Origin of the sequence: Clostridium sp., from assembly GCF_026168755.1 — a bacterium.
Lineage (GTDB): Bacteria > Bacillota > Clostridia > Clostridiales > Clostridiaceae > Clostridium.
The window spans coordinates 1-12,915 of the sequence record NZ_JAPFDR010000016.1; the positions used below are offsets into that span (position 1 = coordinate 1).

7 protein-coding genes are annotated in these 12,915 nt (G+C 28.7%); 6 read left to right on the forward strand and 1 reads right to left on the reverse strand.

Going from position 1 to position 12,915, the window contains the following annotated elements; all coding sequences use genetic code 11:
• Window positions 1-278: 278 nt before the first annotated feature.
• Entirely contained in the window at window positions 279-749 is a 471-nt protein-coding gene (gene smpB, locus Q0Y03_RS07905; protein WP_297713295.1) for an SsrA-binding protein SmpB, read from the forward strand.
• Window positions 750-828: 79 nt separating this feature from the next.
• Here the strand turns inward: smpB and Q0Y03_RS07910 are convergent, their stop codons facing one another.
• Window positions 829-1,740 carry a hypothetical protein gene (locus Q0Y03_RS07910; protein ID WP_297713296.1) on the reverse strand — a complete coding sequence of 304 codons (912 nt, stop codon included), beginning with the start codon at window positions 1,738-1,740 and terminating at the stop codon, window positions 829-831.
• 371 nt (window positions 1,741-2,111) lie between these two features.
• Between Q0Y03_RS07910 and Q0Y03_RS07915 the strand changes: the two genes are divergently transcribed.
• The 5 genes from Q0Y03_RS07915 (at window position 2,112) to Q0Y03_RS07935 (ending at window position 12,912) form a co-directional block, all read left to right on the forward strand.
• Window positions 2,112-3,107, forward strand: coding sequence for a LacI family DNA-binding transcriptional regulator (locus Q0Y03_RS07915; RefSeq protein ID WP_297713297.1), 996 nt, complete (start codon window positions 2,112-2,114; stop codon window positions 3,105-3,107).
• Window positions 3,108-3,234: 127 nt separating this feature from the next.
• Window positions 3,235-3,912 (forward strand): MarR family transcriptional regulator, encoded by a 678-nt coding sequence (locus Q0Y03_RS07920; protein ID WP_297713298.1) that lies wholly within the window; start codon window positions 3,235-3,237, stop codon window positions 3,910-3,912.
• A 217-nt stretch (window positions 3,913-4,129) separates the two neighbouring features.
• Complete coding sequence (locus Q0Y03_RS07925; RefSeq protein ID WP_297713299.1) at window positions 4,130-5,101, forward strand: carbohydrate kinase; 972 nt, start codon at window positions 4,130-4,132, stop codon at window positions 5,099-5,101.
• A 2-nt stretch (window positions 5,102-5,103) separates the two neighbouring features.
• On the forward strand, window positions 5,104-6,531 hold the full coding sequence (locus Q0Y03_RS07930; RefSeq protein ID WP_297713300.1) for a glycoside hydrolase family 32 protein: 1,428 nt from the start codon (window positions 5,104-5,106) through the stop codon (window positions 6,529-6,531).
• A 360-nt stretch (window positions 6,532-6,891) separates the two neighbouring features.
• On the forward strand, window positions 6,892-12,912 hold the full coding sequence (locus tag Q0Y03_RS07935) for a M60 family metallopeptidase (RefSeq protein WP_297713301.1): 6,021 nt from the start codon (window positions 6,892-6,894) through the stop codon (window positions 12,910-12,912).
• The last annotated feature ends 3 nt before the right edge of the window (window positions 12,913-12,915 follow it).

Below are 12,915 nucleotides of genomic sequence, written 5' to 3' on the forward strand. Positions count from 1 at the left end.
GAAGGAATATTGTAATTAAGTTTTAGAATTTAATTGTTTTTGGAAGAAAAAGAGCGTTAAGAAGCTGAGGGAACGAAGTGACTTTCGAAGCTTTAGCTCTTTTTCTGGAAAAAACAATATAAATTCTTAACGAAAATTACATAATTCATGGAGATAATATCATTAATTTTCGTCATCACGGCATTCAAGCTCTAACGAACAATTTAGTGATGTTGTGATTTTGAGGGGTTCTTGTTATAATTAAGAAAAATACGTAAATAAAAAGAGTGGGTGAGAATATGGCAAGAGTTAAAAATAGTAATTCTTTAGCTGAAAATAGAAAAGCTCGTCATGATTACTTTGTTGAAGAAACAATAGAGGCGGGAATTGCTTTAGTAGGAACGGAAGTTAAATCTATTAGAGGTGGTAAATGTAATCTAAAAGATTGTTATGCTGATATAAAAAATGGAGAGATATTCATTTTAAATATGCATATTAGCCCTTATGAACAAGGAAATATATTCAATGTTGATCCATTGAGAGAAAGAAAACTTTTACTTCACAAGGAGCAAATCGGTAGACTTGCAGGTTTAGTATCTAGAGATGGATATACACTAGTTCCATTATCTTTATACTTAAAAAATGGAAGAGTTAAGGTAGCTCTTGGAATATGTAAAGGTAAAAAGAACTATGATAAGAGAGATTCAATGTTAGAAAAGGCTCATAAGAGAGATATTGAACGACAAATGAAAGAAAGAAACCGTTATTAGTAAGAAATGACAAATTTAAAATGGCAAACTAAAACTAAAATTTAAAGTTAATTTACCATTAATAATTTGTCATTTTTGGTTAATAAGAAATTTTTATATTTTTTTCTTTCCATCCTAAATCAAATGGCATATTTGAAATATTAAATAAATTACTATCTATTAAAGGATAGCCATTTGAGTCAAATCCAGATATTATAGATTTGTGATCTGTAAAGAATGATTTATCAAATCTAATAATGTCATCTTTTTTATAGTTATTAGATACTTCATGGTCAGGGTTTAGTCTTTTAGTATAAGGCAAAAGTGTTTCTGATAATGTAAAGATATAGTCGTCTAAGTCATCGTTAAATATATCAGAATAATAATCCTTATCTATGTAAAAAGAGTTATTGGAATTATCATTAGTAGAATAAAGTGTTAATATATGAGGTATTGTTAGAGTAAACTTATTTACCGCAAATTGTTTATTATGAATATAGTTAAAAGTGTAATGTTCATCTAAATCAACAATTATTTTATTATTATTTTTAATAATCTTATTTATAATTACTATTGAATTAATAGAAGTAAAAATTATAGCTCTTTCTAAAGACCAATCACGTAAGTAAGAAATTCTTCTAAATTCATATCCCAATGAATATTCACTATTTGATGAAGAAGTATTATAATAATCATAAAGTTTAGAAACTTTTCCGCTTAAAAAACCATCATTTCTTGTATTAAAAGCAGAGGTTATAAATGTATTTAACTCATCTTCATATGGAGTTATAGAATTTTCGGTTATATCGTTATTATCAAAGTTACCAACGCTAGTACTTATATTAATATTATTTAACAAATAACTTTTAGAAACATAATCGTTTTTGGGAACTTTACCTATACAATAGAAAAAGTAAGCGAACAAACTTATTATTAATGTACAATAAACCATATTAAATATAATGTTTTTAATGCCTATCTTAGAATTGTCATATTTATCGTTTGTAATCATATCGTTACTCCTTTAATTGAAATTCCGTAAGTAAAATAGTTAAATTAATTCATAACTATTAAATAATAAATTCAAAACAAGTTATATTATAGAAAAAGTACTATATATAGTATTAACTATTTCTTTAGAATTATTTAGCAAAATTAGAATAATAGTTGTTTTAATATAAAAATATGATGGTAAATATTCTTATATAACTAAAAATTCAAATTTAAATTTGTTTAGTTTATGTTATAAATTCAATGTTTAGGGGAATGTGTATTACTAAATGATACATAAAAAATATTAAGAATTAACTGTGAAAATATTTAAAAAATGATAAAATAAAATAGGTAATTGATTTGGAAAAGCAATGGAGGGAGAAAGAGCTAATGGCATTAAACATAATTGATATAGCAAAGTTAGCAGGGGTGTCAAAATCTACTGTTTCTAGATACTTAAATAATGGATATGTTAGTGTTGAAGCTAGGGAAAAAATAAAAAAGGTGCTTGATGAAACTGGATTTACACCACAAAGGCAAGCAAAAGGTATGAGAACAAAAAAGACAAATTTAATAGGAGTGATAGTTCCTAAGATAAGTAGTGAGACTCCATCAAGAGTAGTTGAGGGTATTACAGAGGTTTTATCTCCTAATGGATATGATATTTTAATAGCAAATACAAATTTATCTATAGAAAAAGAATTAGAGTATCTTAATATATTTAAATCAAATCAAGTTGATGGCATAATATTTATGGCAACTAAGGTAATAGATGAACATATAGAAGTTATAAAAAACTTAGAGGTTCCAATGGTTGTTGTTGCACAAGATGTTAAAGGGTGTTCATCTGTATATTTTAATGAACTCCAAGCAACAGAAGATATAACTAATTATTTAATTAAAAAAGGTCATAAGAAAATTGGATATATTGGAGTTTATGAAGAAGATAAGGCTGTAGGACTTTATAGAAAGGAAGCTTATATAAATACATTAAAAAAGAATAATATTGAGATAAATTATGAGAATATCAAGATTGGTAATTTTGAAGAGAAAAGTGGTTATATATTAACTAAGGAGATAATGAAGGGGGGAGATATTCCAACTGCAATTGTTGCTGTAACTGATAATTTAGCTTTAGGAGCAATAGAATATTTGATGGAAAATAAATATAGAGTTCCGGAAGATATAGCAGTAGTTGGAATGGGAGATTCAAGGATAGCTAGAGTAATAACTCCAAAACTTACAACAATACATTATCATTATAAAACTGCAGGAAGAAAATCAGCAGAAATAATTTTAAGTAAATTAGAAAATGAAAAAAAAGAAGAGAAAATGGTGGAAAAAGTAAAATTGAATTGTTTACTGGTTGAAAGAAATAGTGTATAAATATGAAGAGGAAAGTGTGTGAAAGCAGTTTCTTCTTTTTTTATATTTTTTATTAGGTACCTTGATAATATTAAATTAATAATGTAAAATAACATGGTACCTAACTAAAATTAAGGAGAAGATAATTATGAATAATAAAGTTAAATATGAACAATGTCCATTGTGTGGAAAAAATTGCAGTATAAATGAAGTTAAATGTTGTAGAGGAAAAAAGTTTGTAAGGTTATTAAATGAGGGAGAAATTACAGAAGAGAAAATAATTGAATTAAAAGAGCAAGCAAGAAAGCGTGAAGAATTTAAGAGTTTACCTCAAGAAGAGCGTCTTATGATAATGCTAGGAAAGTGTGGAATCATATTAAATAATAAGCATTGTGGTCATCATGGAAGAGACCGTATATTGAAGATACTTTTAGAAAAGGGAACAATTACTCAAAGCGAATTACAAGATATAATTGATATTCGCTCAGGGTCTTTAAGTGAAATTCTAAGTAAAATGGAAGATAAAGAATTAATAATAAGACAAAAAGATGAAAATGATAAGAGAAAAGTAAGAATTGAGATAACCGAAAAGGGAAAAGAATCTATTGTATTAAAGGAGGAAGAGCATAAGAATAAGGCAAAAGAATTATTTAATGTAATAAATGAAGAAGAGCAAAAGCAGTTAGAATTAATATTATCAAAATTAATTAAGTCTTGGAAAATAAATCATACTCATCATCATGGACATATGAAAGGTCATGGTAAATGTACGCATAAAAAGTATATGACAGAGCATAGTATTGATAAAAAGAAAGACTGTGAATAATAATTTTAAATCTAACTCTAAGTATAAAATTGAGAAATAAAAAGCAGGATATTATAATAAAAAATATAGACTAACAAAGGATAAATGATATAATAAATTCATAAGCATAAATATTTTTATTTATGAAATTGTAAAGCGGGATAGTAATTCATTTTTGAAATATATTTTTTCAGGTATGAGGGAATATTCCCACAAATGGACTTAAGGAGGAGAAAATATGAAAAAGGTAATTTCAATTGGAGAAGCATTAATTGATTTCATTCCACATGAAAAGGGTGCAGCATTAAAAGATGTAAGTAATTTTTTAAGAGTTGCAGGTGGAGCGCCACTTAATGTTGCAGCAGCTGTTTCAAAGTTAGGTGGTAAATCTCAAATGCTTACTAAATTAGGGGTAGACGGATTTGGAGACCATATTTTAGAGGAAGTTAAGCCTTTAGGTGTAGATGTTTCAAAAGTATTAAGAACTAAAGAAGCAAATACTGCATTAGCATTTGTATCATTAAAGGAAGATGGGGAAAGAGATTTTTCATTCTATAGAAATCCAAGTGCAGATATGCTATTAAATGCATCAGAAATAGAAGAAGAAGTTTTTTCAGAGGGTGGAATATTACACTTCTGTTCAGTTAGCTTAATAGATGCTCCTATAAAGGATGCTCATAGAAAGGCTATAGAATTTGCTAAAAAACATAATTGCTTAATAAGCTTTGACCCAAATGTTAGATTACCATTATGGGAAACACCAGAAGCTTGTAGAGAAGCAATTTTAGAATTCTTACCTTTTGCAAACATAGTGAAAATAAGTGATGAAGAGTTAGAGTTTATAACTGGAATTGCAGATGAAACTGAAGCATTAAACTTCTTATTACAAGGAGATGTTGAAGTTATAATATACACTAAGGGAACTAATGGTGCAGAATTTATAACTAAGGAAAGAAAAGTATTCTCTCCATCATTTAAAGTGCAGGCTCAAGATACAACTGGAGCTGGAGATTCGTTTATAGGGTCATTCTTATACCAAGTTGCTGAAGGAGATAATACTTTAGAAAGTTTAGTTAATTTACCAGAAGAAAAGGTAAAGGAAATATTAACTTTTTCAAATGCAACAGCAGCTTTAACAGTATGCAAAAGAGGAGCTATAGGAGCTTTACCAACTAAAGATGAAGTTTTAGATTTAGCACAAGGGAGATAACTATGTCAAAAATTGATTTCGATAAGCAAATAAATGAATGTATGAACAAAAATTTAGATGCTGTGAATAGTGATAAATGGAGAAATAAATATCATATAATGGCTCCTATAGGATGGATAAATGACCCTAATGGATTATGTGAATTTAATGGAGAATATCATTGTTACTATCAATACTCACCATTAACGCCGATGGGAGGGTTAAAGTTTTGGGGACATGCTGTATCTAAAGATTTAGCTAACTGGGAGGATAAAGGTGTAGCTCTTTACCCGGATATAGCTGAAGATAAGGATGGAGTATATTCTGGATCAGCTTTTGTTAAAGATGATACTATATATTTCTTCTATACAGGTAATGTAAAACATCAAGGAAAACATGATTATATATTAACAGGAAGAGAGCAAAATGTTATTTTAGTAACTAGCAAAGACGGTATAAACTTCTCAGAAAAGAAGGTGCTTTTAAGAAATACAGACTTCCCAGAAGATATGTCTCTACATGTTAGAGATCCTAAAGTTTGGGAAGAAGATGGAGTTTATTATATGGTTCTAGGTGCTAGAACTACTGATGATAAGGGTTGTATTTTATTATATAAGTCAAGTGACCTTTATAATTGGGAATTCCATTCAGTACCGGCAGGTAAGCTAAATAATATGGGTTATATGTGGGAATGTCCAGATACATTTAAGTTAGGTAACAAGGATGTATTAATGTTTTCACCACAAGGGATGAAAGCTGAAGGATATAAGTATAATAATGTATATCAATGTGGATATGCAGTAGGAAACTTTGTTAATGATAAGAAAGAACTTAAACTTGGAGAGTTTGTTGAAATAGATAGAGGATTTGATTTCTATGCACCACAAACCTTTGAGGATTCTAAAGGTAGAAGAATAGTTATAGGTTGGATGGGAGTACCTGATGCAATAGACCATAAGAATCCAACTATAGATAATTTCTGGCAGCATCAATTAACAATTCCTAGAGAATTAATTCTAAAAAATAATAAGGTATATCAAGTACCTGTTGTTGAATTAGAAAAGCTAAGAAAAGGTAGCTCAATTAAAAAGGAAGTATCTTTAAATAAAGAGGCTACTTTAGATATATTTGAAAGTAATACTTTTGAATTAAATATGAGCTTCAAAGAATCTAATGAATTTGAAATTGAATTAAGAGAAGATTGTAAGCTTTCATTTAAGAATGAATTATTTAAATTAGAACTTGGAAAGTCAGGTTATGGAAGAGATATGAGAGCTGTTGAGATTGAAGCTGTTGATTCAATAAGAATATTCTCTGATAATTCTTCTTTAGAAATTTTCTTAAATAATGGTGAAGAGGTATTTACTACTAGAATTTACAATGATTCTATAGGCACTTTATTAAAGTTAAGAGGAAATGGAACTGCCATAATAGAAAAATGGAATTTATAAAATTAATTGTTGATACTACTAAATTAACATGTATAATTGAAATAAGGGAATTCTGAACTATTTTAGACTTTTACCACCATAGAAGTTTATTTGGGGATTCTTTAACATTTTCAACAATAATGAATAATATTAAAGATGGTAAGACTTATGAGGACATAGGTCTTATCATTTTTTATTTAATTATAAGATAGAGGATATAAAATTAATATTTTTGTCAAAAAACAAAGAAAAAATATTTCAAAATTATATTAAATTCATAAAAAAATAAAAATATATTTAATGATATTTAATAATTGTTGAAAAATAAAATAAAAATGTGCTATATTTTAGAGAGAAGAAGTATATATAAGGAGGATAAATATGAATCGAAGAAAAATATCAGCTATGTTAGCAGTAGCTTTGATTACAAGTCAAGTACAAGGTATTACATTTGCAGAAACTAAAGCTAGTAGTCAAGAGATTGATAAAGTTGTTTTGGAAAATTTAGATGATAATAATTCTGATTCAATAGTAGATGAAAAAACAGACACTCAAGAAGGTATATCTGAAGAAAATAGTGAGTCTATTACTGATGATTTTAGTAATGAAGAGAATGGTGAAATTTCTCAGGGTGATGTTATAAATGAAGAAGAAAAAGCTATCGAAAATGAATCGAACAAAAACGTTGAAACAACAGAAACAGAAAAGGAAAATATTGATGAATCACAACAAGGTTCAGAACAATATAAAGTAACGGGGAAATTAGAATTAGATATTAATTTCGATAGCCCTATAAAAGTTGCAAATTCAGAAAAAACAGATATATCTGTAAAAATAATTAAAGATGGAAAAAGTAATACTGTTAAGTTAGGTTCAAATGTTACAAGTGGAAAGTTAGATAATAGTAATATAACTTATAATTTAGAAGCTTTAGATTATAGTAGAAATAAATTAGCAGAAGGTGAAACAGAGTTAGATTTTTATCATTTAACTTTTGAAAATCTTGAATTAGGAACATACTCAGTTGAAATATCTGGCAAGGGATATCAAACTGCAACTATGAACAATATAGAAATCCAAAATTCATCTAAAAGAATTTTATTAGGTACTGATGAAAAGAGAATAGAATTAGAGGATGGTAGTGTTGAACATTATCCAGGTGTTCTAATATCAGGAGATTTTGATTCAGATGGTTCAGTAACTAAAGATGATTATGAAATTCTAAAGAATGCTATAAAAAGCAAATCTTCAGATGATAAATTTGATTTAAATAGAGATGGTAAAGTAGACATAACTGACTTAATCTATGTTCATCAAAATATAAATAAAACTAAGAATACCCCAATTATAGTTGACACAGATCCTATAATAAATCCAGATAATATTAGTATAAATGTAGATAGTAACAAGGTAACAGTAACTGGAGATATTAAGAATATATTAAAAAGTGAAAATTCTACAGTATCATTAGAATCTAAAAGTGAAATAAGTGAAGCTAATCCTATAGAAATACCTATGGATTTATCAGCTAAAACAAGAAATTCAAATAAAATTGAAGAAATTACTATACAAGCTCCAAGTGAAAATGCACCATCTAGTGGAGAAATTGTTATACCTGGAGCAGGTGAGAGTGGACAACCTTTAACTGTTAAGTTTAATGATTCTAATGTAACTAAATCTATAACAAGAACTGCTGATGGTAAAGAAATGGATACTATAAAGATAGATTTAGGAAAACAAGTTGCAGTAAGTCAAATCAGTATAAAAGTTACTGGTAGTAGAAGCAATAAGAACTTAACTGAAATAGCAAAAGTTGAGTTTTTAAATAATGTTTATAAAGAAATGCCAAAACCTAAAATGAATATACCAGTTATAAACCAATTTACAAGTACAACTCAAGTTGGACAAGAGTCTATGACAATAGGTTGGCAACATGAAACAAATGTATCTGGATATGAAATAAAGGTTGAAGAATTAAATAATAACAATCAAGTTGTAAATACAAGCACTTATAAAACAAATGATAATTCTTTAAAAATAGAAAAAGTAAATGCTTATGGGATTTATAGAGTTAGTATCCAATCAATTTCAGGGGAATGGAAGAGTGGATATAAAGATGAGCAAACAGGATATAGCGAAACTGCAACAGGAGATACTAACTTAACTAATAATTCAAATGATAAAGATGGAAAGCCAGATAATGTTGATTCAAACTATCAACCGCAAGCTTGGGATTCTAAGTCAGGAAAATTAAGTGAAAGTGCAGCAGGAGATAATGGTAGTAGCTTTGGAGCTGATTCTATAATAGAGGTTCAAGTAATACCAGAAACAGCACCAGAAGGGCCAGAAGGAATAAAAGTAAAAGGTGGATATAAACAACTTACAGTTTCATGGAAATCTCATGCAAAAGCAAAAGATTATGAATTATACTATAGAAAAGTTGGAACTAAAGAATGGTTAAAAGCAAATGATAATGGAGAAAAATATACAGATTCTAATTTAGATGATAATATTCCAACAGGAGTTTTTGATTTAGCAGCAGGGGCTACTGATAGTTCAGACTTTATAAGAGGTACATCATACACAATAACAGGATTAGAAGATACAACTAGTTATGAAATTATGATGACAGCAACAAATCACCATGGAACAGGTGGATTATCACAAGTTTATATTGGAGCTACTACTAAGTTAGTACCACCAGTAACAACTAACTATAAGCTTATAAATACAGCAAATGGGGTAGGTGCATTAACTAATAATATAGAAAAAGTTGAATTTAAGCAAGGTGATAGCGATAATGAAAATGCTGTTGTAGATAATGATTATAGTACAGCATGGACTTGGAATGGTTGGGATACATCTATTTATGGAAAAGGTGGTCCTGTAATAACATTTGATAAAGAGTATAAAATTGATACTGTAAGATTAATAACAAGATTAGATATAGATTCATGGCCATATGAGGGAAATATAGGCTTCTTAAATAAAGAAACAGGAAAATGGGAATATATAAATGCTTCATTAAGCACAAGTGGTAAAGTAGTAACATTAAAGTTATCTGAACCTATAACAGCTAAGCAAATACAAACAAATATATCTGTATATCCTGGATCAGGATCAGGTAAAGTAAGTATATCTGAAATCAAGTTCTATGAATATGATAGCTTAGAAAAAGATGTAGATAATTTATTTGCTGATGATTTGAAATTATCATTAAACAATGATGTTACGCAAACAATGGTAGATGAGCTTGTTAAGAGAGCAAATACAATAGACCCAATAAATTTAGAATATCATCCGAACAAAGAAGAAATATTAAAGAACTTACAAAGAGCTCAAGATTTATTAAATGATGTTTTATTACAAGATGAAATAATAACTTTAGATTCAACAATACATAATTTAGCTCCTCAAAATACTATAGGTCAAACAAATAATTATCAATCACTAGGTGTGGCAGTAAAACCTGGAGATAAAGTTACTCTGTATATAGGAAGCCCAAATAGAAGTGATACAAAATTTGATTTAGTATTAACTCAATTTAATGCTGAAAGTGGCACTGCATATAAAGTAATAAAGGAATTAAAGATAGGAAAAAATGAAATTGAAATACCTGAAACTGGTTTTGATATGAACTATGAAAAAGGTGGAAATTTATATATAGGTCTTAAGAGTGGATTTGCAGATAATAATACATTTAAAGTAAGAGTAAGTGGAGGAACGGAAATACCACATTTAAATGTAAATAATATTATAGATGATGAAACTAAAGAAGATGAAGTTAAAGAAGCTATAAGAGCTTATATTAGAGAGTTAAAAAGCTATGTAAGTTCTTTACCTAATAGATATCCTGATAGTGCTACTATAGAAGATAATTCTAACAATATTTATACCTATGATCCACAAACTTCTATATTAAATGCTACAGATATAGAAGGAGAAAGAATTACGCTTTCTCTTGCAGCAGACCAAGTACTTGCTGGAATACAAAGTGGGTTATCAGGAGATGAAGATGCCCAAGTAGATAGACTTTATAATACATTGCTTGCTTGGGAACAATTAATGAAGATTTCTTATTCACAACAAGGTTTACTTGAAGAAGCAATAGATTTTGATGGAGATGGAGAAATAACAGATACGAAATTAGATGTTCTTGGTGGAAAGAGTGAAATTCAATATTATAATGAAAATAGAGCACCTAAAAATCGTATTAATATTAAATATCAAAGAATGTTTACAGGGGCATTTATGTATGCATCATCACATCATGTTGGTATAGGTTATGGTTCTATTGCTGGAACTATGTCAGGTGTTCCATTTAAATTTGATTCAAATGGGAACTTAACAAATTCTGAAAGTGGACAATTGTTTGGATGGGGAATATCTCATGAAATTGGACATGTTCATGATAGACCAGGTTTAACATATGCTGAAACAACTAATAATATTCTAGCACTTATAACTCAAACATTTAATGATATAAATGAATCTAGATTAGAAGGCTCAGGATATAAAAAAGTTTATGATAAGGTAACTTCTAATAGTGTAGGATTAGCAAGTGATGGTCTTGCTAGATTAGGAATGTTCTGGCAATTACATTTAGCATATGACAATGATTATACTTATAATATGTTAGAGATTAATGCAGATAATAATTTAGAAAATGATACATTCTATGCTAAATTATATAGAGCTACTAGAATAAATGGAGTAGCTTCTTCAGAATCAGGATATGATTCAACAGCTCAAACATTTATAATGAGAGCTTCAGATGCTGCAGGAAAAGATTTAAGAGAATTCTTTGAAAAATGGGGATTAGTTGCTAGTCCTAAGACAAATGAATATTTAAATTCTAAAGCATATCCAAAGGAAGATAAGGCTATTTACTATCTAAATGATGAGACAAGAAGACTTAGATTAGCAGCAGGAGATGATGTTAGTTCAATAACTATGGCTTCAGATACTAAGGTAACAGCAAGCTTTGGTAGTGATGAAAATGGAAACAAACTAAGTGATAGATCATATTTAAATCAAAAGGAAGTTCCATTAACATTAAGTGTAACAAAAGATTCAGATAAGGTTTTAGGTTATGAAATAATAAGAAAAGAGGCAACAGCAACAGGAACTAAAGATGTAGTAGTTGGATTCGTTGAAAGAGATAAAGATGGAGAAAATGGATTAACTAATTACATAGATGTTATAGATGCTATAAATAATAGAGCATTTGAATATAAAGTAAGAGCTTATGATTATAATTTAAATGTTACTGAGGAAACTACTATCGGTAACATAAAAGTAAATCATGATGGAAGTATATCTGAAACTAATTGGGTATTTGATACTAATACAATAAGTGATAATGATGTTCATGATGAACATTCAGGACATGGGCAAGCTCAAGATGGAGAAATTAAAAAGATTAGTGATAATGATCCATCAACAATTTATACTGCATCAAAAGCAACTAATAGCAATGGTACAGTTGTTTCAGGAGATCCATACGTAACTATTGATTTAGGAGATTCTAAATCCGTTGTTGGATTAAAATACAATCCAGGACAAGCACCTACAAAGAAATTCTCACTAAAGAACTTATTTAGTAAAACTTCAGATACTACATATTCACCAATAAGTAAATATGAAGTTTGGGTAAGTAAAGATGGAAACACTTGGTCTAAAGCTCATTCAGGGAATTTTGATACTACGAAGGAAAATACAATTTATTTCAATGAGACAGGAAGCAATTTAAATACTCAATTATGGGCATATGATGCACAGTATGTTAAGTTAGTAGCTAAGGGAGCTAGTGCTATATCTATAGCAGAAATTGATATATTAGGACCAACTGGAGATAACATAGAAATAGGTATAGATAATGGTGATAAAGTTTATGAAAATGGTGTAGGTATTTTAAAGACAGATTATACTTATGCAGAAGGAAAAACTATACCAGCTGGATCTATAATAGTTACTGGTGAATATAAAGGTGATCCAGCATTTAACGTACCTCTAGTAATAAATGAGAATGATGAAAACTTTGCTTTAAATGCACAAGCAATTTTACTAGCGACATTACCAGATAATGCAGAATTAGGAGAAGTTGCTAAAGGAACTTGGTTATATTGGATAACTCCAGAGCAATACAAGGAAAGTGGAAATATTAAAGGAACTAAGATAAAGGCGGAACTTTATAGATATAATAAGTTAGATAGTAACAATGCACCAGTAGGTCAAAGATTAGTAAGTGATACATTCTTATATGATTTACCTGAAGATTTAGATCAACTACCATTAATAGAATTAAACAATTCAAAAGCAAAATTATTGTCAAGTTCTTTTGATGAGGTTGTAGAAGTGGGTAGCGATATTATTCAAGGTGTATTCAACAATAGAAAGTAAATT

What these genes read in the sequence shown, in the direction of transcription:
- Q0Y03_RS07935 (WP_297713301.1), top strand. Translation starts at nt 6,892, where the DNA reads ATGAATCGAAGAAAAATATCAGCTATGTTAGCAGTAGCTTTGATTACA.
- Q0Y03_RS07910 (WP_297713296.1), bottom strand. Translation starts at nt 1,740, where the DNA reads ATGATTACAAACGATAAATATGACAATTCTAAGATAGGCATTAAAAAC.
- Q0Y03_RS07920 (WP_297713298.1), top strand. Translation starts at nt 3,235, where the DNA reads ATGAATAATAAAGTTAAATATGAACAATGTCCATTGTGTGGAAAAAAT.
- Q0Y03_RS07930 (WP_297713300.1), top strand. Translation starts at nt 5,104, where the DNA reads ATGTCAAAAATTGATTTCGATAAGCAAATAAATGAATGTATGAACAAA.
- smpB (WP_297713295.1), top strand. Translation starts at nt 279, where the DNA reads ATGGCAAGAGTTAAAAATAGTAATTCTTTAGCTGAAAATAGAAAAGCT.
- Q0Y03_RS07915 (WP_297713297.1), top strand. Translation starts at nt 2,112, where the DNA reads ATGGCATTAAACATAATTGATATAGCAAAGTTAGCAGGGGTGTCAAAA.
- Q0Y03_RS07925 (WP_297713299.1), top strand. Translation starts at nt 4,130, where the DNA reads ATGAAAAAGGTAATTTCAATTGGAGAAGCATTAATTGATTTCATTCCA.